This window comes from Glycomyces terrestris (assembly GCF_003933745.1).
Classification (GTDB): domain Bacteria; phylum Actinomycetota; class Actinomycetes; order Mycobacteriales; family Micromonosporaceae; genus Glycomyces; species Glycomyces terrestris.
The window spans coordinates 394,761-418,080 of the sequence record NZ_RSEB01000002.1 but is presented as its reverse complement, the minus strand read 5'-3'; the positions used below and the strand labels follow the sequence as shown (position 1 = coordinate 418,080).

Below are 23,320 nucleotides of genomic sequence, written 5' to 3'. Positions count from 1 at the left end.
AAAGAGACTTAACTGATAGGTATCTTTATTTTTATGGGAGGGCCACGCGAAAGTCAAGCATTCGGATTGAAAAATTTCAATGGCGGCTTTGCTACCGAAATGGGAGCGCGGCCGCCGCGGACACGGACCGTCACCATCGGCTCGACGCTTTCGCTTTGCGGCGGTTCGCTATGGTGTTCGACGAAGGCAGGCAGGGCCTGAGGGGCGGATCCGCCGCGCAAGCGCACCGGGACCGGTGCGGCGCACGGTGGAACCGCCCCTCTCCACGTTCAATTGCGATTCAAGGACATCGATCTGTAACAGCCAGCCGTTGCGTTTGAAACCCCGATGCAGTAGCAGGCACACCACCGCCATGAGAAGCAGCGCCAGCGGATACCCGACCGCCCAGTGCAGTTCCGGCATGTCGTCGAAGTTCATGCCGTAGATCCCCGCGATGATCGTCGGCGCGATCGCGATCGCCGCCCACGCCGAGATCTTCTTCGTGTCCTCGTTCTGCCACGTCCCGATCTGGCCCTGGTGCGCGGTGAGCACGGTCGTCAGCAGGCTCATGCACGTCTCGATCGACGCGTCCACCCGGATCAGGTGGCCCGCGACGTCCCCGAAGCCCTTATGCGAGAACAGGTCCGAGCCCGCGCGGCGCTGCCGCAGCGAGTGCGCGAACGGCGCCAGCGGCCGCACCGCGTTCTGGAACTCGAGCGTCTCCCGGATGAGGAAGTAGATCTCCTGGTTGCGGTCCACCCGCTGCCCCGAGAAGACCAGCCGCTCCAGGTCGCTCACGTCGTCGGTCAGGTCCTCCACCGCGCCGTCGTACTGCTCCACCACCGAGTCGAACAGCGCGTGCACGACCGCCGCGGCCCCGCCGGCCCGGAACGACTCGTCCCGGAGCCGTTCGCGCACCTGGGGAACCGGGTCCACCACGCCGCGGCGCACCGTCACCAGGGACCGCCCGTCGGAGCACATCGTCAGCTCCCCGGTCTCCACCTGCCGCGTCGCCTCGATGTACCAGACCGTCTTCACCAGCAGCAGCACCGCGCCCCCGGCCGCCTCCACTTTGGGCCGGTGGTGGACCGCGCCGACCGGGAACGCCCCGAAGCCGTCCAGGCCCAGCGCCTCCAGCGCCTCCTGGACCGGCCCGGCGTCCGGCGACCCGAACTCGACCCACACGAACGCGCCCTCGGCCGCGGCGTCCGCCCGCAGCTCCGCGGCGCTCCCCCGGCGCTCCTCGCTCCCCCGGGCCGTGACCACCGTGTAGTCGATCATCCGCTCCCCCGATCCGCGCTGGGACCGAGTCTAGGCGCTCCCGCTAGGCCCCGTAGACGATCCGTTGCGCGGCTTCGTGGGCGCGCCGGGTCAGGCGCAGGTAGTCGTTCAGGAACCGCTCGGTGTCGTCCCCGTACCCGAGGGTCTGCGCCAGCGCGGCCAGCTCCGGCCCCGAGCGCGGCAGGTCGTCGCGCGGGACGCCGCGCGCGAGCGTCATGTCGTTGCGCACCCGCGAGACGAACAGCCACGCCTCCCGCAGCGACAGGAGGTCGGCGGCGTTCAGGTGCCCGGCCGCCGCCGCGGCCTCCAGGGCCGGGACGGTGCGCGTGGTGCGGATGCCCGGGGCGTCGCCGTGCTCGAGCTGGAGCAGCTGCGCGGTCCACTCGATGTCGACCAGGCCGCCGCGCCCGAGCTTGGTGTGGCCGTTGGGGTCCGCGCCGCGCGGCAGCCGCTCGGAGTCCACCCTCGCCTTGACGCGCCGGAACTCCACGCGCTCGGCCTCGGTGAGCCCGCCGGGCCGGTACCGCACGCCGTCGGCGAACTCGGTCCAGGCCGCGGCGAGGCCCGGGTCCCCCGCGACGGGCCGGGCGCGCAGGAGCGCCTGGCGCTCCCACAGGCGGGCCCGGTCGGCGTAGTAGCGGCGGTACGCGGCGAAGCTCGGCGCGATCGCGCCGCCCTTGCCCTCGGGCCGCAGGTCGAGGTCGATCTGGAGCGGCGGGTCCGCGGTGGGCGCGGCCAGCAGCGTGCGCACCGACTCCACGGTCTTCGCGGCCGTCCGGCGCTCCGCGTCCGTCTCTCCGCTGTGGACGAACACGACGTCGGCGTCGGAGCCGTAGCCGGTCTCGCGCCCGCCCAGGCGGCCCATGCCGATGACGGCCATCGGCGGCGCGTCGGCGAGGCCGCGCGAGGCGATCTCCAGGGCCGCTTCGAGGACGGCGTCGGTCAGGTCCGAGAGCGCCAGGCCCACGGCCTGGTCGTCGAGGAGCCCGAGGAGGTCGGCGGCGGCGATGCGGATGAGCTCGCGGCGGCGGATCGCCCGCACCGCCCCGATCGCGGCGGTCGCGTCCTGGTGCCGGGCCGCGGCCTGGCGCATCCCGGTCGCCAGCTCCTCGCGCGGGCGCGGCGTCAGGTCCGCGTTGTCCGAGAGGTACCGCAGGGACTGCGGCACGTGCAGGAGCAGCGAGGTGAAGTAGCGGGAGGTGCCGAGCAGGCGCGCGAGGCGCACCGCCGCGGGGCCGCCGTCGCGCAGCAGCCGCAGGTACCAGGGGGTGGAGCCGAGCTTGTCGGAGACCTGCCGGTAGGCGAGCAGGCCGCGGTCGGGCTCGGGCGAGTCGGCGAGCTCGTGGAGGACGACCGGCAGCAGCGCGCGCTGCACGGTGGCGGTGCGGGAGACGCCGGCGGTGAGCTTCTTGATGTGGGTGAGCGCGCTCGCGGGGTCGTCGAAGCCGAGGACGGCGAGGCGGCCGGCGGCCTGCGACTCGCTCATGCGCAGCTCGTGGGTGGGGACGAGGGTGACGGCGTCGAGGAGCGGCTTGTAGAGCAGCTTCTCGTGGAGGCGGCGCGCGGTGGTGGCGTGCGCGCGCCAGGCGGCGAGGAAGCCCTCGTCGGTGGTGTAGCCGAGGGTGCGGGCAAGGTGGTGGAGGGGCTCGCCGCCGTCGGGGACGCGGTGGGTGCGCAGGAGCCGCTGGAGCTGGAGGCGGTGCTCGACGGTGCGCAGGAAGACGTACGTGTCGGCGAGGTCCTCGCCGTCGCGGCGCGCGAGGTAGCCGCCCGCGACGAGGACGTCGAGGGCCTCCAGCGTGGAGCGGACGCGCAGGGCCGGGTCGCCGCGGCCGTGCACGAGCTGGAGCAGCTGCACGGCGAACTCGATGTCGCGCAGGCCGCCGGGGCCGAGTTTGATCTCGTACTTCCGCTCGGCGGCGGGCACGGAGTCGGCGACCTTGCGGCGCATGTCGCGGATGTCGGCCACGACGCCGGGCCGGTCGGCCGCGCCCCAGATGAACGGCTGCACGGCGGCGAGCCATTCGAGGCCGAGTTCGAGGTCCCCGGCGGCGGGCCGGGCCTTGAGGAGCGCCTGGAACTCCCAGGTGCGGGCCCAGTCCTTGAGGTAGGCGGTGTACGACTCGACGGTGCGCACGAGCGCGCCCGAGCGGCCCTCGGGCCGCAGGCCGGCGTCGACGGGCCAGGTGGCGGGGCCGACGATCTGGATCATGCGGGCGGCCTGGCGGGTGGCGAGGGCGAGGTCCCCTTCGGCCACGAACACGACGTCCACGTCGGAGACGTAGTTGAGCTCCTCGGCGCCGGTCTTGCCCATGGCGATCACCGCGAGCCGGGCCGGGCCGGGGTGCTCCTCGCGGGCGAGGTCGAGCCCGCGCGCGAGGACGGCGTCGGCGAGGCGCGAGAGCGCGTCGGAGGTGGCCCGCAGGTCGGCGGCGCCGGTGAGGTCGGCGGCGGCGATGCGGAGCAGGTTCTCCTTCCAGGCGGTGTTCAGCTGGAAGGGGCCGGCCGCGCGCACGCGCGCGAACCCGGCGTCCTCGTCCTCGGTGAGCGCGGGCTCGGACTCGGGGTGGGCGCGCAGGAAGTCGGCGAGCGCGTTGCTGGCGGCGACCACCGCGAGGCGCGCCTCGTCCGCGTTCAGGGCGTGCCCGGGCATCAGTGCTCGTGCGCGTCGAGGAGCGGCAGGGACTTCTTCTCGCCGGAGGCGACCTTCGCGAACCGCTGGAGGATCGGCTTCCAGGTGTTGACGATGTGCTCGTCGACCTCGGCGGCCTTCGCCAGCGCGGGCTCGTCGAAGGCGCCGAACCCGGCGAGCTGCTCGGGGGTGAACTCGAAGTGGGACTGGACGCCCCAGGCGCTCTCGCGGATGCGGAAGATCTCCAGGGCCCCTTGGGGAGAGGCCGCGAGGAGGGTGGCGTCCTCGGGGAGCTCCACGAGTTCCTGGCGGCGCCAGCGGATGACGTCGATGGTCATGGGGGCGGGCCCGAAGACGAGGTCGCGGCCGGCGGCGTCGCGCTTGGCGAGCATGCGCGGCCCGAAGGGCTCGTCGCGGTCCTCGACGCGGCCGCCGAACGCGGCCGCGAGGATGCGGGCGGAGGAGCAGATCGCGAGGGTCGGCGTCTGGTCGGCGACGGCCGTGGTCAGGAGCCCGGCGAGGTCGTCGCTCCAGTCCTTGCCGCGGCCGCCCCCGAGGGCGATGAGGGCCTCGTGGCCGCCGGGCGAGTTCGGCACGGCCTCACCGAGGTGGGGCCGCACCGTGTCGAACTCCATACCGGCCTCGGCGAGCCAGTCGGCGGCCCGGCCGAGGCCCTGCTGCGGATCGTTCTCGATGACGAGTGCAGTACAGGCGAGTGTGGTCACTCCCCCATGCTAAACGGTCACAGGTTGATGTAGCGCTTCCGTTCGAAGGCCGTCACCTGGGTGCGGTAGTCCTCCCACTCCTGGCGCTTGTTCTTCAGGAAGTAGTCGAAGACGTGCTCGCCGAGGACTTCGGCGACGAGCTCGGAGGACTCCATCTTGTCGAGGGCCTCGGCGAGGTTGCCCGGGAGGGGCTGGTAGCCGGCGGCGGTGCGCTCGGCGCTGGTGAGCGCGGAGACGTCGTCCTCGGTGCCCGGGGGCAGTTCGTAGCCCTCCTCGATGCCCTTGAGGCCGGCGCCGAGGAGCACGGCGTAGGCGAGGTACGGGTTGGTGGCCGAGTCGAGGGAGCGGATCTCGACGCGGGCCGAGTTCGGCTTGCCGTAGACGGGCACGCGCACGAGCGCGGACCGGTTCGCCTTGCCCCAGGAGACGTACGAGGGCGCCTCGGAGATCTGGCCGGGCTGGGCGCTGGAGTAGAGGCGCTTGTAGGAGTTGACCCACTGGTTCGTGATCGCGGTGAACTCGGGCGCGTGGCGCAGGAGGCCGGCGATGAACGCCTTGGCGGTCTTGGAGAGGCGCTGCTCGTCGCCCGGGTCGTGGAAGGCGTTGTCCTCGCCTTCGAAGAGCGACAGGTGCGAGTGCATGCCCGAGCCGGGCTGGGTGTTGTACGGCTTCGGCATGAAGGACGCCGTGACGCCGGAGGTGATCGCGATCTCCTTGACGACGTGCCGGAACGTCATGATGTTGTCGGCGGTCGTCAGGGCGTCGGCGTAGCGGAGGTCGATCTCTTGCTGGCCGGGGGCGACCTCGTGGTGCGAGAACTCGACGGAGATGCCGACGCGCTCCAGGGCGAGGATGGCCTGGCGGCGGAAGTCGCGGGCGACCGAGTGGGTGGTGTGGTCGAAGTAGCCGCCGTCGTCGACCGGCTCGGGCTTGGCGCCCGTCTCCGGGAAGACGTCCTTGAACAGGAAGAACTCGATCTCGGGGTGCACGTAGAAGGTGAACCCGCGGTCGGCGGCCTTGGAGAGGGCCCGGCGCAGCACGTGGCGCGGGTCGGCCCAGGACGGGGCGCCCTCGGGGGTGAGGATGTCGCAGAACATGCGCGCGGACTCGCCGATGCCGCGGCCTTCGAAGGGGAAGACCTGGAACGTGGTCGGATCGGGCATGGCGACCATGTCGGACTCGTAGACGCGCGCGAAGCCCTCGATGGCGGAGCCGTCGAAGCCGATGCCCTCCTCGAAGGCGGACTCGAGTTCGGCGGGGGCGACGCTCACGGACTTGAGCGTGCCGAGGACGTCGGTGAACCACAGCCGCACGAAGCGGATGTCGCGTTCTTCGAGCGTGCGAAGCACGAACTCCTTCTGCCGTTCCATGGCTGGTCTCCTCTGTCCTGGGGCGGCAATTGTCTCACTCGATTATGTCGCCGAAGTTAACCCGGCCAGGCCGACTCCAAAACGTGAGAGGAGGTACATTCGGGAGCGTGTTCGCAGGTGAGATCAGGCAGTTGTGGCGTTATCCGGTCAAGGGGCTCCGGGGCGAGTCACTGCGCTCGGCGGTGGTCGAGTCGGACGGGCTCGCCGGCGACCGGCGCTTCGGGCTGTTCGAGCCCGGCACCGACAAGGCCGTCTGGGGCGGCAGCCACCCGAAGATGATGGCCTGGGAGGCCGCGCACCCCGCGCAGTGCTCCAACGCCGACTCCGCGGCCGGGGACCCGGTCTTCTACGAGCCCGGCGGCGCGGCCTGGGGCCTGGACGAGCCGGGCCTCCCGGCGCGCCTGGCCGAGACGATCGGCGCCGACAAGGGCGTCGAGATCCGCAAGACGGACGGCCGCGGCGGGCGGATGCTCGTGGTCTTCGAGGCGAGCCTGCGCCGGCTCGCCGAGCAGCTGGGCCGCGAGATCGAGACGGCCCGGTTCCGCCCGAACGTGGTCGTCGCGGCCGACCTCGAGCCGTTCGCCGAGTACCGCATCGCGCCCGGCACCACGATCCGCTTGGGCGACAACGACTTCACGCTCCACAAGCCGTGCGAGCGGTGCGTCCTGCCGAGCTGGTCCCCGGACGGCTCGAACGAGCGCGACATGGAGCTGCACCGCCACATCATCAAGGAGCTCGACAACCACTTCGGGATCTACGTGACGACCGCCGGGCGGGCCGTCGTCAAGGTCGGCGACCCCGTCTCGGGGTGAGCGCGGCGTCCCGCCGAGCGCGCGCCGCGCCCGGTCCCGCGGCGGTCCCCGGGCACGGGGACGCCCTGAGCCGGGGATCGGTCGGCTCAGGGCGCAATCCCAGCATAAACGCCGCGTGCGACATGCTGGGTTCACGAGCCCGTGACGCGCGCGACGCTCACATGCACGCGGCTTCAGCCCTCGTGCGCCCAGCGGTGGAGGAACGGGTACAGCTCCTCCAGCGTGCGGCCCGAGGCGGTCGCGCGCGGCCAGGGGCGGCCGTAGTGGTCGATGTACGCGGTCTGGCAGCCGCGGTCGGCGGCGGGGACGAGGTCGTTCACGGGGATGTCGCCGACGCTGAGGATGCGGTCGGGCTTGCGGTCCTCCAGCAGCTCGTCGAGCATCCGCTCCAGCCCGACGGGCTTGGCGGCGTCGCCGACGACGCGGTCGAAGAGGCCGTCGAGGCCGAGCCGGTCGAGCACGGGCTCCAGGGTGGCCTCGGGGGCGTTCGTCACGAGGTGGACCTCGACCGATCGCGGCAGGCCCCACAGGAACTCGGCGAAGCCGGGCGGCGCGCTGACCGCGAAGTCGCCCGCGGCCATGCGCTCGCGCGTGGCCTCGTAGTGGGCGGCGCGGACCGCGTCGGCCACGCCGTACTCGCCGGCGAGGCGGCGCACCGCGTTGTCGGCGTCGTAGGCGTCGAAGGTGGAGGCGGTGGTGGGCTTGCCGGCGACGAACGCGGCGTGGGCGGCGAGGAAGGCGCGTTCGTCCTCAGGGGAGAGTTCGGCGGCGACGAGGCGGGCGTAGTGCGTCGCGTGCTCGGAGCCGAGCCGCACGGTGCCGTCGTAGTCGAAGAGCAGGATGGCGTCGTTCACGTACTGAGACGCTACGCGAGCGGTCGCCCTCCGCACAGCGGAAGGCGACCAGACTCACGGGCGTTCGCAATGTTCACCGAGGACGCGAGTCCTACTCGAAACCGTGCTCCTTCGCGGGGAACTGGCCCGCGCGCACCTCGTCGGCGAACGCCTTGACGGCGCCCTGGAGGACCGAGGCGAGGTCCGCGTAGCGCTTGACGAAGCGCGGCGGCTTCCCGCCGCGGAGCCCGGCCATGTCCTGCCAGACGAGGACCTGCGCGTCGGTCTCCGGCCCGGCGCCGATGCCGACCGTGGGGATCGGCAGGCGCTTGGTGATCTCGGCGGCGACCGAGGAGGTCACCATCTCCAGGACGACGGCGAACGCCCCGGCGTCGGCGACGGCGTGCGCGTCGGCCTCGACCTCCGCGGCCTGGGCGTCGCGGCCCTGGACGCGGTAGCCGCCGATGGCGTGCTCGCTCTGCGGCGTGAACCCGATGTGGCCCATGACGGGGATGCCCGCGTCGGTGAGCGCCCGGATCTGGGCGGCCATGCGGCGCCCGCCCTCGAGCTTGACGGCGTGCGCGCCGGCCTTCATGAACTTCACGGCGGTCTCCAGGGCCTGCGCGGGCCCGGACTCGTACGAGCCGAACGGCAGGTCGGCGATGACCAGGGTCCGCTTGGTCGAGCGGACCACGGCCGCGACCAGCGGCAGCAGCTCCTCGACCGAGACCTGGAGGGTCGTCTCGTAGCCGTAGACGTTGTTCGCGGCGGAGTCGCCGACGAGCAGCGCCGGGATGCCGGCCTCGTCGAAGAGGGCGGCGGTGTACTGGTCGTAGGAGGTCAGCATGGCCCACTTCTCACCGCGCTCCTTGGCTTCGATGAGGTGTCGGGTGCGGACCCGCTTGACGGTCTTGCCCGGCCCGTACAGGCTCGGGATCTCGTCGGGGGAATGCGATGCGTCGTTCGCGGCGAGCGTCATCTCGTGCTCCAGGATCTCCTCGTGGCCGGCTCCGCCGGTCCCCGGGTGGTTACCGAACCAAAGTAACGCTCATCGATATCCCTGTCACGCGTCCGCGGCGCCGTTGTGACAAATCACCTCCGGGACCACCCCCGCGCGGCGGCCCTACCTGCCCCGGAAGCGGTTGGTGATCGGCAGGCGCCGGTCCTTGCCGAAGGACTTGACGGTGATCTTGGTGCCGGGAGCCGACTGGCGGCGCTTGTACTCGGCGAGGTCGACCAGGCGGGTGATCCGGGCGACCACGTCCGCGGGGTAGCCCTGCTCGACCAGGTCGTCGCGGCCGGCGTCGCCGTCGACGTACCCGGCGAGGATGCCGTCGAGGACCTCGTAGTCCGGCAGCGAGTCGGTGTCCTTCTGGTCGGGCCGCAGCTCCGCGCTCGGCGGCTTCAGGATCGTGTTCTCCGGGATCGGCTCGGTCTCGCCGAGGCTGCGGGCCTTCGCGTTGCGCCAGGTCGCGAGCTCATAGACGAGGGTCTTGTAGACGTCCTTGATGGGCGCGAACCCGCCGACGGCGTCGCCGTAGATCGTGGAGTAGCCCACGGCGTACTCGCTCTTGTTGCCCGGCGCGAGCACCAGGTGCCCGTGCTGGTTCGACAGGGCCATGAGCAGGGTCCCGCGCACGCGGGCCTGGAGGTTCTCCACCGCGAGGCCCGAGATCGCGACCTCGGAGACGAACGCGTCGACGATCGGCTGGATCGGCTCGACCGAGTACTGGAGGCCGCAGCGGCGCGCGAGCTCGGCCGCGTCGTCGAGCGAGTGCGCCGACGAGTACTGGCTCGGCAGCGACACGACGTGGACCTTGTCGGCGCCGATCGCGTCGCGCGCGAGGACGGCGGTCAGGGCCGAGTCGATGCCGCCCGAGAGCCCGAAGACCACCGACGAGAAGCCGTTCTTGCGGACGTAGTCGCCCAGGCCCAGGCGCAGGGCCTCCCAGACCTCCTCGAGCCGGTCGAGCTCGGGCGCGAACGGCGGCTCGATCCGGGTCGGGAGCGGCGCCGGCGCGGTCGAGAGGACGTGCAGCGAGGTGCTCATCGCGGTCGCCGAGTGGTTCGCGAGGTCGCCGTCGGCCGCGGCGGCCAGCTCCAGGTCGGTGACGAGCAGCTCCGAGCCGAAGCGGCGGCCGGTCGCGAGGAGCCGGCCGCTCGGCTCGACGACGAACGAGCCGCCGTCGAAGACGAGGTCGTCCTGGCCGCCGACGATGTTGAGGTAGGCGATGGGCGCGCCGGCCTCGGCGGCGCGCTCGCGGGCCACGGCGAGGCGGCGCTCGTGCTTGCCCTGCTCGTACGGCGAGGCGTTGATGTTGACGACCAGGCCGGCCGAGGCCTGCGCCGAGGCGGTGATCGGGACCCCGCCCCACAGGTCCTCGCAGATCGTGAAGGCCACGTCGACGCCGCCGATGCGCGCGAGGTGCAGTTCGTGCCCGGGGACGAAGTAGCGCTCCTCGTCGAAGACGCCGTAGTTCGGGAAGTGGCGCTTGTAGTAGCGGAAGAGGACCTTGCCGTCCTGGATCAGCGCCAGCGCGTTCCGGATGCCGCGTCCGCCGACCGCGCCGATGTTCGCGGGCACGGGCCCGTCGGCGTCCAGGTAGCCGACGGCGACGGGCAGCGCGCCGTTCCCGTCGGCGGCGAGCTCCTCCGCGAGCTGGAGGAGGCGCTCGCGGCTGGCCTCGACGAAGGAGTGGCGCAGGGCCAGGTCCTCGACCGGGTAGCCGGTGAGGGACTGCTCGCCGGTGGCAAGCAGGTGCGCACCCGCGGCGGTCGCCGCGGTCGCGGCGCCGCGGATGAGGTCGGCATTGCGGTCGAGGTCGCCTACGACCGGGTTGTCCTGGGCGAGTGCGATACGGAGCGTCGGCATGCGCCTATTCTTCCCCGCTTCGGCACGCGACGTCATGTGACTTGCGCGAAGTCCGGTCTCACTGGAGCGAGCGCACGAGCAGGACGCCCGAGAGGACGAGCCCGTAGAGGACGACGGCCCAGCGCAGTGGCCGTTCGGGGAGGCGCTGGAAGATCCGGGCGCCGATGTAGCCGCCGAGGAACGTGGCGGGCACGAGCACGCCGATGGCCCACCAGGCGACGTCGGCCCAGACGCCGTACACGACGCTGGTGACGACGCCGACGATCATGGTGCAGAAGTTCTTGAGCGCGCCGATCTTCGCCAGCTTCTCGGAGACGCCCATGGCGATGACGGCCATGAGGATGAGGCCGAGCGCGGCGTTGAAGTAGGAGCCGTACAGGCAGCCGGCGAACACGCCGGCGTGGAGCGCGGCGGGGTGGAGGTCGCGGCCGCCGTTCAGGGCGGTGACCCTGCGGTTGATCCAGGGCCCGACGGCCATGAGGAGCGTCGCGGCCAGGACCAGGAACGGGACGATGGCCTCGAACACCGAGTGCGGGGTGTTCAGCAGCAGGAGCGCGCCGCAGACGGAGGCGGCGAGCGCGGTCGGGATGAGCAGCAGGGCGCGGCGCTTCTGGGGCAGCAGGTTCTCCCGCGAGCCGACCGCGGCGGCCGCGTACGCGGGCGCGACGGCGATGCCGTTCGTGGCGTTGGCCTGGAGCGCGGGGACGCCGACGGCCATCAGGGTGGGGTAGGTGATGAGCGAGCCGCCGCCCGCGACGGCGTTGAGGCCGCCGCCGAGCAGGCCCGCGAGCACCAGCAGGGAGACCTCGAGCAGATTCATGGCTCCCGCAGCGTACGCTTGAGCGCTGGAACGAGACGGCCAGGCGGTCGCGGCAGTGACGGGAGACCACTACTGTCGAGGAACGTCCGGGCTCCAGAGGGCAGGGTGGTTGCTAACGGCAACCCGGGGCGACCCGCGGGACAGTGCCACAGAAAGCAGACCGCCAGCGTTCGCGCTGGTAAGGGTGAAACGGTGGTGTAAGAGACCACCAGCGCCGCCGGTGACGGCGGCGGCTCGGTAAACCCCACCCGGAGCAAGGTCAAGAGGAGCCACGAGGCTCTGCGCGAAGGCCACACAGGGCGGCCCGTCCGAGCCCGCAAGGGCGCCTTCGCGGGTAGACCGCTTGAGCGCGCCGGCGACGGCGCGCCTAGATGGATGACCGTCCTAGACAGAACCCGGCGTATCGGCCGTCTCGTTCCACTCCTCGAAAGGACAAGAGGGCAGTCGCCTGCGACGACACAGGCGACTTCACTCCGTGTCGGATCGATCTTCGCGTTCGGGGGTGCACTGGGGGCGCGGAGCCTCCCGTGCTTCGTGCAAGGGCGTCCGCCTGCGGGCGTCCTCGTGCGCGTTCGCTGTCAGGCCGCGGCCGGGGGTTCGGTCGCGGGGTCGCCGGCGGCGAGGGGGCCGAGGCCGTAGTGGGCGAGGAGCTTCGCGGTGGCGCGGGTCATCTCGGGGAGGTCGTCGACGGGGTGCCAGGCGGCGTCCCAGACCTCGTGGCCGTCGACGGTGATCTCGGTGGTGGCGGGGTCGCGGACGAGGCGGAAGACGTTGTCGACCCAGCGGCCGCTGGTGTGGACGACGGCGCAGGGGTCGGCGGGGACGAGTTCGGCGAGGTCGGCTTCGATGCCGGTCTCCTCGGCGAGTTCGCGGCGGCCGCCTTCGACGGGCTGCTCGCGGCGGTTGAGGAGGCCGGCGGGGAGGGACCAGCGCCGGCCGGGGGGCTGGCGGAGCATGAGGAGCCGCGTGCGGTCCTCGTCCATGACGAGGACGACGGAGCCGAGGGTGTAGGTCGGCGTGGCGATGCGGACGATGCGGCGGCGCATCGGGTGGGGGAGGCTGTAGAACACCGTGCCGGCGATCCGCCGCAGCAGAGGCGCTTTCCGGCGCCGCACAGAGGGAGTCACGCCCACACCCTACAGACGCGCGGAAGGCCCGGAGCGCGGCGCTCCGGGCCTTCCTGCGTGCTTCGCTACTGGGGTCCGAGCTTGCGGGTGCCCGTGTAGTACTCGAAGGTGAGGCCGCCGACGGCGAACAGCACCGCGACGACGCCCGCGGTCATGAGCCAGGGGAGCCAGAACACGACGCCGACGCCGGTGAGGACGGCGGTGAGCGCCAGGCCCAGGGGCCAGTACGAGCCGGGGCTGAAGAAGCCGACCTCGCCGGCGACGTCGGCGATCTCGCCGTCGGGGCGGTCCTCCGGGCGCGGGTCGATGCGGCGGGAGATCACCCAGAACACGAGCCAGACCATGCCGGTCAGGAGGCCGGAGAAGATGAGGGCGATGGTGCCGACCCACTCGACCTCGCCGGGGCGGCCGTAGGCCGGGTTGTCGTTGTACCAGGTCCAGTACCCGTAGATCCCCGCGAAGATGAACATCGACACGGCGACGATCGCGAACAGCTTGTTCTCGGTCTTCATGACTGGTCCCCTAGCTCGCTTCGCCCGAGGCCGGGTCGGTGTTGAACGGGTTGGTCGTGGTCGCGTACGGGTCCTGCCCGATGAGTTCGAGCGCCTCGGGGGTGCTCATGCCCTCGACGCGGGCGTTCACGAAGGTCTCGTAGTCCTCGGGGGAGACGACGCGCATCTCGAAGTTCATGAAGGCGTGGTAGGCGCCGCAGAGCTCGGCGCAGCGGCCCACGAAGGTGCCCTCGGAGTTGAAGTCGACCTCCCACTGGGTGTGGTTGTTGTCCGACCCGGGGAACACGTCGCGCTTGAACAGCAGGTCGGGGACCCAGAAGGAGTGGATGACGTCCTCGGCGTGGGCGGTGAACCGCACGTCGTCCTGGTTGGGGACCACGATGATCGGGATGTAGTCCGAGTCGCCGGTCTCGGTGACGGGCTGGCCGTCGGCGCCGGTCAGGGGCTCGCAGTTCTCGTCGGTGTAGGTGAACTGCCAGTTCCACTTGAAGGCGGTGACCTCGGTGCAGGCGCTCGGCTGGTCGCTCATCTCGGTCACGTTGTCCTGGACGATGACCGTGTAGTAGAAGAGGACGCCGATGAGCACGAACGGCAGGGCCGTGAAGGTCAGCTCGGCGGGGAGGTTGTACTTGGTCTGGCGGGGCAGCTCGGTGTCGCTGTCCTTCTTCTTGTAGGCGGCGATGCACCAGAAGGTCAGGCCCCAGACGATGACGCCGACCGCGAGGGCCGCGATCGTGGAGCCGATCCAGAGGTCGAACATCTGCTCGGACTGCGTGGTGGGGCGAGTCCGCGGCCAGCCCAGGTAGAAGGCGTCGTCAAGGCTGCACCCCGCGAGGACGATGGGGAGCAGCGCGGCGATCCCGGTGAGACCTATCGCGCGGCGGGCTCGGCCGCGACGTTCTCGGGACGGTGTTCCGACCACCTGTCTCATGCCTTTCTCAGCGCTCGGCTCCGCGTCCGCCGCCGGGCAGGCGACAGGGCACGGACTTGACGGCACGAGCCTACTGCTTGGCTCGTGAAGCGGGGCGCAAGGGGTTGGGTTCGGCGTCCGGTGTCTTCTAGATTGGAAGCGTGACCGAGACCTACTTCGACGGCGCGACCGCGCAACCGGTGCATCCCGCGGCCCGCGACGCCTATGCTGCGGCTTTGTCGGAGGGCTGGGCCGGGCCCGGACGTCTGTACACATTGGGCCGGCGCTCCCGGATGCTGCTGGAGGCCGCCCGCCAGTCGGCGGCCGCCTCGCTCGGCGTGAGTGCTGATGAGGTCACTTTCACATCGAGCGGGACACAGGCCGTGCACGCCGGGGTACTCGGCGTCATCGCGGCCCGCAGCGAGCCCGGCCCGCTCGTGCACAGCGCGGTCGAGCACTCCTCGGTGCTGCACGCGGCCCAGTGGCACGCGGCCCGGGGCGGCGCGGTCGAAGTGGTGCCGGTGGACCGGCTCGGCCGCGTGGACGCCGATCCGCTGGCGGCCGTGAGCGGCGGCGACGACGCGTCGGTGCTGGTGGTGCAGTCGGCGAACCACGAGGTCGGCACCAGGCAGCCGGTCGCGGCCGTGGCGGCGAACGCCGGGGGCGTGCCGCTGGTGGTGGACGCGGCGGCGAGCCTGCCGTGGGAGCCGGTGCCCGAGGGCTGGTCGGTGCTGGCGGCCAGCGCGCGGAAGTGGGGCGGCCTGGCGGGGGCGGGGATCCTGGTGGTGCGGAGCGGGGTGCGCTGGCGCAATCCGTTCCCCGGGGAGGACTCGTCGATCCGGGAGGCGATCGGGGAGGTCGACGTGCCGGCGGCGGTGGCCGCGGCGGCGTCGCTGCGCGCGGTGGTGGCCGAGCGGGAGGCGCTGTCGGCGCGGATGCGGGGGTTGACGGCGATGATCCGCGAGCACATCGCGGCGGTGATCCCGGAGGTGGAGCTGCCGGGCGACCCGGAGGACCGGCTGCCGCACATCGTGACGTTCTCGTGCCTGGGGGTGGACGGCGAGGTGCTGCTGACGGAGTTGAACCGGGCGGGCTTCGCGGTGTCGTCGGGGTCGGCGTGCGCGTCGACGCGGCTGCGGCCCTCGCACGTGCTCCAGGCGATGGGGGTGCTCAGCCACGGGAACGTGCGGGTGTCGCTGCACCGGGAGTCCACGGAGGCGGAGGTGGAGCGGTTCCTGGAGGTGCTGCCGGGGATCGTGGAGTCGATCCGGCGCCTGGCGCGGTGAGGCGGGGCCGGGCCGCGGGCGCGGTTCGGCGGGCTTGCGCCGCTTCGGGTTCGCGAGGGCGGCTCCGACTCTGGTCCTAAGACGACCGGGATCACGGGCGACCCGTGCCGCCTTCTATTGCAAAGGACTTGCAGTTGTGAAACTGTGGCGACAGTGTTCGAACTGCCGCGACAGAGAGAGGCGACGATGACCGTCTACACGCTTCCGGACCTGCCCTACGACTACGGCTCGCTGGAGCCGCACATCAACGGCCACATCCTCGAGCTGCACCACGACAAGCACCACGCGGCGTACGTCAAGGGCGCCAACGACACCCTGGAGCGGATCGCCGAGGCCCGCGACAAGGGCGACTTCACCTCGATCGTGGGACTCGAGAAGACCCTCGCGTTCAACGTCTCGGGGCACGTGCTCCATTCCCTCTACTGGGAGAACATGAGCCCGGACGGCGGCGACCGCCCCGAGGGCGAGCTCGCCGAGGCGATCGACGAGCACTTCGGGTCGTTCGAGGGCTTCCACGGGCAGCTCTCGGCCGCGACGACGCTCGTGCAGGGCTCGGGCTGGGGCGTGCTGTCGTACGAGCCGACCTCGAAGCGGCTCATCGTGGAGCAGGTCTACGACCACCACGGGAACGTGGCCCAGACGTCGGTGCCGCTGCTGGCGTTCGACGCGTGGGAGCACGCGTACTACCTCCAGTACAAGAACGTGCGGCCCGACTTCGTCAAGGCGATGTGGGAGGTCGTGAACTGGCAGGACGTCGCCGCGCGCTACGCGGCGGCGACGGCCGCGTAAGGAGCGCCGCCGGTCTCCGGGCCGCGGCCGCACGCCCCCGTCGTGCGGCCGCGGCCCGGTCGTCGTCCGGGCCGGAGGCGGCTCCGGGTGCGGCGGCCTGGTGCAGCGCCGGGCTCGAAGCCGTTGCGCGGCAGCCGGTTCAGCGGGGTCCGGTCACCATTTGAGGTCGGCGCCGTCGCGCTCGGCGCTGCGGGCCCTGGCGTGGCCGGCGGCGAGGAGGACGGCGATGAGCGGGAGGCCCGCGGCCGAGGCGATGAGCGGGAGGTGGTCGGCCGGGGCGTACCAGGCGGGGGCGGCCTCGTGGAGCAGGGCGGTGAGCTCGTAGGCGGCCCAGTCGCCGAGGGGCAGGCCGTCGGCGAGCTTGGTGACGCCGAACCAGGCGGTGATGGCCGTGCCGGCGGCGCTGAGGAGGCCGGTGGCCGCGACCGACCACTGGGGACCGAAGCGGATGGCGACGGCGAGCGCCGCGAACAGGACCGCGACGGCGAGGTAGGCGACCGCGGAGTCGGTGAAGCGGAAGCGCACGATCTCGTCGAGGTGGAGCAGGTAGAGCTCGAGGAAGTCGTCGCCGCGCTCGCGGAGGCGCTCGGCGGCGCCGGCGCGGGCCTCGGCGGCGGCGATCCACACCGCGGCCGCGCAGACCAGGGAGACCGCGCTGATCGCGGCGGTCATCAGGAACGCCGTCCGCGAACGGCGCGGGGCGGGGTCCGGGAGTCCGGTCAGCGGTCGGAACATGCGAGTCTCCGATCAATGGCGAACTTCCATCCTACGAGGCCGCGCCGCGCGGGGCCAGCGCCTCGGGGGCGGCGCCGCTCACGCCAGGCCGAAGGCGTCCAGCATGGTGTCGAGCATCGCCTCTTGCGTTGCGGTGCTGTATGACTCGGGGTCCATGCTGGCGAGCTGGGCGGCGCCCTCGGTGGCGCCGGTGAGGGCGAGGACGGCGGTGTCGACGCGGGCGGGGGCCCAGTCGGGCGCGGCGGCGCGCACGAGGCGGGCGACGCGCTCGCGCCAGGCGCGGTTGTGGCGGCGGTGGAGGTCGGCGAGGTCGGGGTCGCCGACGGCGGCCGCGAGGAAGCCGGCCCAGACCAGGGCCTCCTGGGAGGACTCCGCGGTCAGGGCCATGCCCTGGGCGAGGACGGCGCGGAGCGCGGCCCGCGGGGTCGGGGCCGCGGCCTCGATGCGTTCGACGCGGGCGCGGGTGCGGGCGTGGAGGAGGTCGCGGGCGTGCACGAGGAGGGCGCGGCGGCCGGGGAAGCGGTGCATGACCAGGCCGGTGGTGCAGCCCGCCGCGGCGGCGACGGCGCGGATCGTCAAGTGCTCGATCCCCTTGAGCGCCAGGATGCTCCAGACGGCTTCGGAGATCCGCTCCTGCTGGGACTCCGCGTCGGCTCGGCGTGCGATGGCCCTCACTCCCCTTCCCAAGGTTCGTAACATCTGTTACGGTAACACTTGTTCCGAACCTTGAGCCGACGGGATGCGCCATGACGACCACCACCTCCCGCACCAGCACCGCCTGGACGATCGAGCACTGCCCCTGGGACCACGCCGAAGGCAGGGAGCTGCGCGAGCGCCAGCGCGAGGAGATCTCGGCCCGGTTCGGCGACGACGACCTCGAACCGGGCCCGCAGCCGAGCGCCGAGGACGTCTCGGTGTTCCTGGTGCTGCGCGGGCCCGGCGGCGAGCCGGTGGGCTGCGGGGCGCTGCGGGAGATCGACGCGGCGTCGGTGGAGGTCAAGCGGATGTACGTGGTCCCCGAGTCGCGCGGCTCCGGCGCGGCCGCGGCGCTCCTGGCCGGACTGGAGGCCGCCGCCCGCGAGCGCGGCTGGGCCGTGATGCGGCTCGAGACCGGCGACGAGGCGCGGATGCCGGAGGCGAACCGCTTCTACGCGCGCGAAGGCTACCGGCGCATCCCGCCGTTCGGCCACTACGTCGGCTCCGAGGTCTCGATCTGCTACGAGAAGCGGCTCGCCTGACCCGAACCGGCGCGGCCGCGCGATCGCCGCAGGACCCGGGCGCGCCGCGCCTACGCTGAGGCGATGGCAAACGCGACACCGAGACCAGAGGACTGCCCGAACGCCGTCGACGCGCAGGGCCGCAAGACCGGGATGTGGGTCGACCGGGACCAGCACGGCGGCTACATGATCGGCGAGTACGAGGAGGACCTGCGCCAGGGCATGTGGCGCCACTACGCCGCGGACGGCCGGCTCCGCTCCGAGGGCCCGTTCCGCGACGGCCTCGTCGCGGGCCGGTGGACCTGGTGGCGCGCCAACGGCGAACTGCTCCAGCGGGGCGGCTTCGACGACCTCGAGGCGAAGCACGGCCTCTGGGAGCGCTGGACCGCCGCCGGCGCGCCGCTCGACCGCGGTGAGTACGCGCACGGCAGGAAGACCGGCGAGTGGACCGTGTTCAACCCGGACGGCTCGGTCAAGAAGACGACGCACCACCGCGGTTGACCCCTCCCGATACCCTCGCCCGATGAGGGTTCTCCAGCTGTCCGACACGCACCTGACGGGCGACGGCGCCCTGCACCGCACCGGCGTCGACGCCGCCGCGGCCCTGCGCGGCCTCCTCGCGCACCTCGCGCCGCTGCGCCGCGTCGACCTCGTCGTCGTCACCGGCGACATCGCCGACGACGGCTCCCCCGCGGCCTACCGGCTCGCCCGCGACCTCATCGGGGCCTACGCGGCCGAGCGCGGCGCGCCGCTCGTCCTCACCACCGGCAACGCCGACGACCGCACCGCCTTCACCGACGTCCTCGGCAGCGGGCACCTCGGCCCGGACCTGCGCGAAGCCGCGCTCGACGCCGTTCACTCCCCCGAGCGCGCCGCCGCCACCGTCCTCGACGGCGTCCGCGTCGTCACCCTGGACACGCTCGTCCCCGGCAAGGTGCACGGCCGCATCGGCGCCGCGCAGCTCACGTGGCTCCGCGGCCTCCTCGCCGTCCCGGCCCCGCGCGGCACGGTCCTCGCCTTCCACCACCCGCCGATCCGCTTCCCGAACGCCGTCCAGGAACCGCCGACGCTCGCGAACCCGCGCGACCTCGCGGACGCGATCGACGGCACCGACGTGCGGGTGGTCCTCACCGGCCACTACCACCTCCAGCTCGCCGGCCGCCTCGGACCGGCCGCGGTCTGGACCGGCCCGGCCGTCGTCAACCGCCGCGACCTCTCCTGCGGCGACGAGGCCGTCCGCTACGTCAGCGGCTCCGCCGCCACCCTCATCGACCTCGCCGACCTCGACGCCCCCGTCTTCCACACCCTCCAAGCCGGCGACACGATCGCCGAGACCGGCGGCGAGCGGCTCCGAGAGGCATTGCGGCACACCAGCCCCGAGGACTAGCGGGGAGGCCGGGCGCGCCGGCCTCCCCTGTGCGGGCTACTTCACCGCGTGCGTGACGTCGCGCTCCTCGGCGTAGAAGCAGGCCGTCGGATGCGTGCCCCCGTCCCCCGCGGCGAGCGTGGGGACCTCCTCGGCGCAGTGCTCGGTGGCCTTCCAGCAGCGGGTGCGGAAGCGGCAGCCCGAGGGCGGGTTGATCGGGGACGGCACGTCGCCCTGGAGCACGATCTCGTCGCGCTGGCCCCGCAGGTCCGGGTCCGGGACGGGGACCGCCGACAGCAGCGCCTGCGTGTACGGGTGGCGCGGGTGGTCGTAGATCTCCGGCCCCGTGCCGCGCTCGACGACCTTGCCGAGGTACATGACCGCGACCTCGTCGGCGATGTGGCGCACCACCGACAGGTCGTGCGCGATGAACACGTACGCCAGGCCCAGCTCGTTCTGGAGCCGCTCCAGGAGGTTGATGACCTGGCCCTGGATCGACACGTCGAGGGCCGACACCGGCTCGTCGCACACCAGCACCTGCGGGCGCAGCGCGAGCGCGCGGGCGATGCCGATGCGCTGGCGCTGGCCGCCCGAGAACTGGTGCGGGTAGCGGTTCACGTGGTCGGGGTCGAGCCCGACCATGTCGAGCAGCTCCTTGACCTCGTTCGCGCGCTTGGCCTTCGGCACGACGTCCGGGTGGATCGCGAACGGCTCGCCGACGATGTCGCCGACCGTCAGCCGCGGGTTGAGAGAGGTGTACGGGTCCTGGAACACCAGCTGGATGTCGCGCCGGAACGGCCGGATGCGGCGGGCCGAGAGGTTCCCGATCTCCTTGCCCATCAGCTTGATCGAACCCGACGTCGGCGACTCCAGGCCCACCAGGAGCTTCGCGAGCGTCGACTTGCCGCAGCCGGACTCGCCGACGACGCCGAGGGTCCGCCCCGGGTACAGCTTCAGGTCCACGCCGTCGACGGCCTGCACGTGCCCGACGGTGCGCTTGACGACGACGCCGCGCTGGATCGGGAAGTGCTTGACGAGGTCGGTGGCCTCCAGGACCGGCTCGGTCCCGTTGTCGGCCTGGCCCAGTTCAGCGTTCATCGGTGTAGACCTCCTCGGCGAAGTGGCAGCGGGAGCCGTGGGACGCGGCGGGCTCGACCCACGGCGGCACCTCCGTGCGGCACTTGTCCTCCGCCGCGAAGCAGCGCGGATGGAACGGGCACCCGCCCGGCAGGCGCGCCGGGTTCGGCGGCAGGCCACCGATGACCTCGAGCTCCCGGCCGACGGTGTCGACGCGCGGGATCGCCCGCAGCAGCGCCTTCGTGTACGGGTGCGCCGGGCGCTTGAACGCGTCCCGGATGCCCGCGCGCTCGACGACCTCGCCGGCGTACATGACGGCGACCTCGTCGGCGACGTCGGCGACCACGCCGAGGTCGTGCGTGATGAGGAGCAGGCCCATGCGCCGCTCGGCCTGGATCCGCTTGAGCAGCCGCATGATCTGGGCCTGCACCGTGACGTCGAGCGCGGTCGTCGGCTCGTCGGCGATGAGGACCTCCGGGTCGAGCGCGAGCGCCATCGCGATCATGACGCGCTGGCGCATGCCGCCGGAGAACTGGTGCGGGTAGTGGCCGACGCGGTTCTTCGCGTCGGGGATGCCGACCTGGTCGAGCAGCTCGATCGCCTTGAGCTTCGCGTCCTTGCGGCTGGTGCCGCGGTGGACGCGGAACAGCTCGCCGATCTGGAAGCCGACCGACCACAGGGGGTTGAGCGCCGACAGCGCGTCCTGGAAGACGATCGCGATGTGGTTGCCGCGCACCTCCCTGCGGACCTCCTCGGACTGCGCCAGCAGGTCGACGCCGTGCAGGCGCACGGCCCCGCCGGTGATCGTCGCGGGCGGCGTGTCGAGGATGCCCATGATCGCCTGGGAGGTCACCGACTTGCCGGAGCCGGACTCGCCGACGACGGCGAGGGTGCGGCCCTGCTCGAGGGTGAAGCTGGCGCCGCGGACGGCCGGGATGCGGCGGCCGCGCACCCGGAACTCCACGTGCAGGTCGTCCACTTCGAGCAGCGGGGAGTTGAAGTCGGCGCCCGGGAGGGTGTCGCCGATGACGCGGACGGTCTCTGCCACCGCTTTCACCTCAGTTTCGGGTCGAGGGCGTCGCGCAGGGCGTCCCCGAAGGTCGCGAACGCGAACACGGTCAGCACGAGCAGGCCCAGCGGCCAGGCGAAGAGGTAGACGTAGCCGCCGCCCGCCCACTCGGTGCCCTTGGACAGCAGCACGCCCCAGCTGGTGGCGGGCGGCTGGACGCCGATGCCGAGGACCGCCAGGGCCGCCTCGGTGACGATGATGCCGCCGATGGTGGTGGGCACGACGGCGGTGACCGGGACGATCGCGTTCGGCAGGATGTGCTTGAACATGATGCGGCGGTCGGAGGCGCCGAGGCACTTGGCGGCCACCACGTAGTCGAGGTGCTTCGTCTCCAGGGTGGCCGCGCGCGTGTACCGGCAGAACTCCATCCAGCCGAACAGCGCCAGGGAGATCGCGGCGGGCGCGATGGTCTCGAACAGGTTGTCGGCGGCGACGCGGCCGCGGAACAGGCTCAGGATCAGGACCGCGCCCATGAGCATCGGGATGACGATGAACACGTCGAGGCCGCGGGAGATGAGCGTGTCGAGCCAGCCGCCGTAGTAGCCGGCGAGGATGCCCAGGACCAGGCCGACCAGGACCGAGGCGACGATGACGGTGAGCGCCAGGGTAATCGTGGGCCGGGTGCCGTGGACGAGGGTGGCGGCGAAGTCGCAGCCGAAGGCGTCCGTGCCGAGCGGGTGGTCCCCGGTGAACCAGGTGTCGGGCCGCAGCTTGGCCTCGCGGCCGATGCACACGGTCGGGTCCTTGTCGGTGAACAGGCCCGGCAGCGCGGCCATCGCGAACACGAGCAGCAGCACCAGGCTCGCGATGATGACGTCGGGGCGCTTGCGCATGGTGCGGAACGCGTCCGACCAGAGGGACGCCTGCCGCTCGGCGGTCGGCGTCGGGGCGGTCAGCTCACTCATAGCGGATCCTCGGGTCGAGTGCGGCGTAGAGGAGGTCGACGATCAGGCTCACGAACACCACGACCACCGCTGAGACCGTGAGGCCGACGATGACGAGGTTGCCCTCCTGGCGCTGCACCGCCTGGAAGATCATGCGGCCCATCCCGGGGATGCCCATGACGCCCTCGGTGAGGACGGCGCCGGAGAGCATGAACGCGAACAGGAAGCCGATGCCGGTGATGATCGGGATCATCGAGTTGCGGATGACGTGCACGATCGTGATGCGCATCGGCTTGAGGCCCTTCGCCTTCGCGGTGCGCACGAAGTCCGAGCCGAGGTTCTCCAGCTGGCTGGCGCGGATGAGCCGGGTCATGGTGGCGAGGCCGACGGTGCCGACGATGATCCCGGGGACGATGATCGTGACCCAGGGCCAGTCGGGGTTGTAGTTCGGCCGGAACACCTGGCCCATGAACGACTCGGTGCCCCAGATGTCCCTGGCCCAGCGGGTGAGCGGGACCGCCACGATGTACACGTAGGACAGCAGGATGAGGAACACCGGGATCGAGTCGGCGAGGATCGTGGTGCCGCGGACGGTGTGGTCGATGAACTTGCCGCGGTGCCGGGCGGCCCAGGTGCCGAGCACCATCGCCACGGTGACGAGCGTGAGCGTGGCGAAGATGAACAGCCGCAGCGTGTTCGGGATGTAGATCGCCAGGAGCTGGCCGACGTCGCGGTTGCCGTTGAGCGTGGTGCCGAAGTCTCCCTGGACGAAGTTCTGGAGGCGGTCCACGAACGGCGCCAGGCAGGGGTCGCCGACGCGCTCGTAGCACTTGTTGTCGAGCCCGTAGAGCCGCTCGACCTGGGCGAGCATGCCCGGGTCGGGGGTGCGGTCGCCGCCGAAGAACAGCAGCGCCGGGTTCCCGCGGATCTGCACGGACAGCGCGGTGAGGTAGTGGAGCAGGAAGAGCACGATCCCGAGGGTCAAGAGCGCCTGGAGGAGGCGGCGGATCACGTAGCGTCCCAT

General features: G+C 72.0%; 22 protein-coding genes, 1 other RNA gene and 1 pseudogene. 7 read left to right on the top strand and 17 right to left on the bottom strand.

The window, feature by feature from the left end; translation table 11 throughout:
• Nucleotides 1-168: 168 nt before the first annotated feature.
• The 4 genes and pseudogenes from EIW28_RS07460 to glnA form a co-directional block, all read right to left on the bottom strand.
• Nucleotides 169-1,260: a CorA family divalent cation transporter gene (locus tag EIW28_RS07460; protein WP_125247078.1), complete on the bottom strand. Its 1,092-nt coding sequence runs from the start codon at nt 1,258-1,260 to the stop codon at nt 169-171.
• A gap of 43 nt (nt 1,261-1,303) precedes the next feature.
• Nucleotides 1,304-3,835: pseudogene (locus tag EIW28_RS07455) on the bottom strand (bifunctional [glutamine synthetase] adenylyltransferase/[glutamine synthetase]-adenylyl-L-tyrosine phosphorylase); the annotation flags it as partial.
• A gap of 77 nt (nt 3,836-3,912) precedes the next feature.
• The gene (locus EIW28_RS07450) at nt 3,913-4,617 is read right to left on the bottom strand and encodes a type 1 glutamine amidotransferase (RefSeq protein ID WP_125247076.1); all 705 of its coding nucleotides are present in this window, start codon (nt 4,615-4,617) and stop codon (nt 3,913-3,915) included.
• Between the two features lie 17 nt (nt 4,618-4,634).
• Nucleotides 4,635-5,987, bottom strand: a complete 1,353-nt coding sequence (gene glnA / locus EIW28_RS07445) for a type I glutamate--ammonia ligase (RefSeq protein WP_125247075.1) — start codon at nt 5,985-5,987, stop codon at nt 4,635-4,637.
• Between the two features lie 107 nt (nt 5,988-6,094).
• On the opposite strand from glnA, the gene EIW28_RS07440 reads away from it, so the two are divergent.
• On the top strand, nt 6,095-6,799 hold the full coding sequence (locus EIW28_RS07440) for an MOSC domain-containing protein (RefSeq protein WP_158630310.1): 705 nt from the start codon (nt 6,095-6,097) through the stop codon (nt 6,797-6,799).
• Nucleotides 6,800-6,972: 173 nt separating this feature from the next.
• On the opposite strand, the gene EIW28_RS07435 is transcribed toward EIW28_RS07440, so the two are convergent.
• The 4 genes from EIW28_RS07435 to EIW28_RS07420 form a co-directional block, all read right to left on the bottom strand.
• On the bottom strand, nt 6,973-7,653 hold the full coding sequence (locus EIW28_RS07435; protein ID WP_158630309.1) for an HAD family hydrolase: 681 nt from the start codon (nt 7,651-7,653) through the stop codon (nt 6,973-6,975).
• A gap of 91 nt (nt 7,654-7,744) precedes the next feature.
• Nucleotides 7,745-8,611: a 3-methyl-2-oxobutanoate hydroxymethyltransferase gene (gene panB, locus EIW28_RS07430; RefSeq protein WP_125247072.1), complete on the bottom strand. Its 867-nt coding sequence runs from the start codon at nt 8,609-8,611 to the stop codon at nt 7,745-7,747.
• 144 nt (nt 8,612-8,755) lie between these two features.
• Nucleotides 8,756-10,504, bottom strand: a complete 1,749-nt coding sequence (locus EIW28_RS07425; RefSeq protein ID WP_125247071.1) for an NAD+ synthase — start codon at nt 10,502-10,504, stop codon at nt 8,756-8,758.
• A 58-nt stretch (nt 10,505-10,562) separates the two neighbouring features.
• The gene (locus EIW28_RS07420) at nt 10,563-11,324 is read right to left on the bottom strand and encodes a sulfite exporter TauE/SafE family protein (RefSeq protein WP_125247070.1); all 762 of its coding nucleotides are present in this window, start codon (nt 11,322-11,324) and stop codon (nt 10,563-10,565) included.
• A 31-nt stretch (nt 11,325-11,355) separates the two neighbouring features.
• Between EIW28_RS07420 and rnpB the strand changes: the two genes are divergently transcribed.
• Nucleotides 11,356-11,743, top strand: an RNA gene (rnpB, locus tag EIW28_RS07415) — RNase P RNA component class A.
• A gap of 159 nt (nt 11,744-11,902) precedes the next feature.
• Here rnpB and EIW28_RS07410 read toward each other — a convergent pair.
• From EIW28_RS07410 to ctaC, 3 genes are all read right to left on the bottom strand, one after another.
• The gene (locus EIW28_RS07410; protein ID WP_125247557.1) at nt 11,903-12,370 is read right to left on the bottom strand and encodes an NUDIX hydrolase; all 468 of its coding nucleotides are present in this window, start codon (nt 12,368-12,370) and stop codon (nt 11,903-11,905) included.
• 146 nt (nt 12,371-12,516) lie between these two features.
• Nucleotides 12,517-12,963, bottom strand: coding sequence for a cytochrome c oxidase subunit 4 (locus tag EIW28_RS07405; protein WP_125247069.1), 447 nt, complete (start codon nt 12,961-12,963; stop codon nt 12,517-12,519).
• A gap of 10 nt (nt 12,964-12,973) precedes the next feature.
• Complete coding sequence (gene ctaC / locus EIW28_RS07400; protein ID WP_125247068.1) at nt 12,974-13,894, bottom strand: aa3-type cytochrome oxidase subunit II; 921 nt, start codon at nt 13,892-13,894, stop codon at nt 12,974-12,976.
• Nucleotides 13,895-14,025: 131 nt separating this feature from the next.
• Between ctaC and EIW28_RS07395 the strand changes: the two genes are divergently transcribed.
• A complete protein-coding gene (locus tag EIW28_RS07395) occupies nt 14,026-15,159 on the top strand; it encodes a cysteine desulfurase family protein (RefSeq protein WP_408612194.1) in 1,134 nt (377 codons plus the stop codon).
• A gap of 186 nt (nt 15,160-15,345) precedes the next feature.
• Complete coding sequence (locus tag EIW28_RS07390) at nt 15,346-15,948, top strand: superoxide dismutase (protein WP_125247066.1); 603 nt, start codon at nt 15,346-15,348, stop codon at nt 15,946-15,948.
• 153 nt (nt 15,949-16,101) lie between these two features.
• Here the strand turns inward: EIW28_RS07390 and EIW28_RS07385 are convergent, their stop codons facing one another.
• Nucleotides 16,102-16,683: a hypothetical protein gene (locus EIW28_RS07385; protein WP_125247065.1), complete on the bottom strand. Its 582-nt coding sequence runs from the start codon at nt 16,681-16,683 to the stop codon at nt 16,102-16,104.
• 78 nt (nt 16,684-16,761) lie between these two features.
• The gene (locus EIW28_RS07380) at nt 16,762-17,349 is read right to left on the bottom strand and encodes a TetR/AcrR family transcriptional regulator (RefSeq protein WP_125247556.1); all 588 of its coding nucleotides are present in this window, start codon (nt 17,347-17,349) and stop codon (nt 16,762-16,764) included.
• A gap of 80 nt (nt 17,350-17,429) precedes the next feature.
• Here EIW28_RS07380 and EIW28_RS07375 point away from each other — a divergent pair, with 80 nt between their 5' ends.
• From EIW28_RS07375 to EIW28_RS07365, 3 genes are all read left to right on the top strand, one after another.
• Nucleotides 17,430-17,921 carry a GNAT family N-acetyltransferase gene (locus EIW28_RS07375; RefSeq protein WP_125247064.1) on the top strand — a complete coding sequence of 164 codons (492 nt, stop codon included), beginning with the start codon at nt 17,430-17,432 and terminating at the stop codon, nt 17,919-17,921.
• Between the two features lie 63 nt (nt 17,922-17,984).
• Nucleotides 17,985-18,401, top strand: coding sequence for a toxin-antitoxin system YwqK family antitoxin (locus EIW28_RS07370; RefSeq protein ID WP_125247063.1), 417 nt, complete (start codon nt 17,985-17,987; stop codon nt 18,399-18,401).
• 22 nt (nt 18,402-18,423) lie between these two features.
• Nucleotides 18,424-19,287, top strand: a complete 864-nt coding sequence (locus EIW28_RS07365) for a metallophosphoesterase (protein ID WP_125247062.1) — start codon at nt 18,424-18,426, stop codon at nt 19,285-19,287.
• Between the two features lie 36 nt (nt 19,288-19,323).
• Here EIW28_RS07365 and EIW28_RS07360 read toward each other — a convergent pair whose 3' ends face one another.
• The 4 genes from EIW28_RS07360 to EIW28_RS07345 are packed head-to-tail and all read right to left on the bottom strand — an operon-like array spanning nt 19,324 to nt 23,320.
• Nucleotides 19,324-20,364 (bottom strand): ABC transporter ATP-binding protein, encoded by a 1,041-nt coding sequence (locus tag EIW28_RS07360; protein ID WP_125247061.1) that lies wholly within the window; start codon nt 20,362-20,364, stop codon nt 19,324-19,326.
• Nucleotides 20,354-21,391 (bottom strand): ABC transporter ATP-binding protein, encoded by a 1,038-nt coding sequence (locus EIW28_RS07355; protein ID WP_232013841.1) that lies wholly within the window; start codon nt 21,389-21,391, stop codon nt 20,354-20,356. Before EIW28_RS07355 ends, EIW28_RS07360 begins: the two co-directional genes overlap by 11 nt.
• A 5-nt stretch (nt 21,392-21,396) precedes the next feature.
• On the bottom strand, nt 21,397-22,317 hold the full coding sequence (locus EIW28_RS07350; protein WP_125247059.1) for an ABC transporter permease: 921 nt from the start codon (nt 22,315-22,317) through the stop codon (nt 21,397-21,399).
• Entirely contained in the window at nt 22,310-23,320 is a 1,011-nt protein-coding gene (locus EIW28_RS07345) for an ABC transporter permease (RefSeq protein WP_125247058.1), read from the bottom strand. The genes EIW28_RS07350 and EIW28_RS07345 overlap by 8 nt, the downstream gene beginning before the upstream one ends.

Coding starts and splice junctions, on each gene's coding strand:
- EIW28_RS07460 (WP_125247078.1), bottom strand. CDS start 1,260: ATGATCGACTACACGGTGGTCACGGCCCGGGGGAGCGAGGAGCGCCGG.
- EIW28_RS07420 (WP_125247070.1), bottom strand. CDS start 11,324: ATGAATCTGCTCGAGGTCTCCCTGCTGGTGCTCGCGGGCCTGCTCGGC.
- EIW28_RS07370 (WP_125247063.1), top strand. CDS start 17,985: ATGGCAAACGCGACACCGAGACCAGAGGACTGCCCGAACGCCGTCGAC.
- EIW28_RS07385 (WP_125247065.1), bottom strand. CDS start 16,683: ATGTTCCGACCGCTGACCGGACTCCCGGACCCCGCCCCGCGCCGTTCG.
- ctaC (WP_125247068.1), bottom strand. CDS start 13,894: ATGAGACAGGTGGTCGGAACACCGTCCCGAGAACGTCGCGGCCGAGCC.
- EIW28_RS07410 (WP_125247557.1), bottom strand. CDS start 12,370: ATGCGCCGCCGCATCGTCCGCATCGCCACGCCGACCTACACCCTCGGC.
- panB (WP_125247072.1), bottom strand. CDS start 8,611: ATGACGCTCGCCGCGAACGACGCATCGCATTCCCCCGACGAGATCCCG.
- EIW28_RS07360 (WP_125247061.1), bottom strand. CDS start 20,364: ATGAACGCTGAACTGGGCCAGGCCGACAACGGGACCGAGCCGGTCCTG.
- EIW28_RS07425 (WP_125247071.1), bottom strand. CDS start 10,504: ATGCCGACGCTCCGTATCGCACTCGCCCAGGACAACCCGGTCGTAGGC.
- glnA (WP_125247075.1), bottom strand. CDS start 5,987: ATGGAACGGCAGAAGGAGTTCGTGCTTCGCACGCTCGAAGAACGCGAC.
- EIW28_RS07345 (WP_125247058.1), bottom strand. CDS start 23,320: ATGGGACGCTACGTGATCCGCCGCCTCCTCCAGGCGCTCTTGACCCTC.
- EIW28_RS07375 (WP_125247064.1), top strand. CDS start 17,430: ATGACGACCACCACCTCCCGCACCAGCACCGCCTGGACGATCGAGCAC.
- EIW28_RS07350 (WP_125247059.1), bottom strand. CDS start 22,317: ATGAGTGAGCTGACCGCCCCGACGCCGACCGCCGAGCGGCAGGCGTCC.
- EIW28_RS07365 (WP_125247062.1), top strand. CDS start 18,424: ATGAGGGTTCTCCAGCTGTCCGACACGCACCTGACGGGCGACGGCGCC.
- EIW28_RS07390 (WP_125247066.1), top strand. CDS start 15,346: ATGACCGTCTACACGCTTCCGGACCTGCCCTACGACTACGGCTCGCTG.
- EIW28_RS07405 (WP_125247069.1), bottom strand. CDS start 12,963: ATGAAGACCGAGAACAAGCTGTTCGCGATCGTCGCCGTGTCGATGTTC.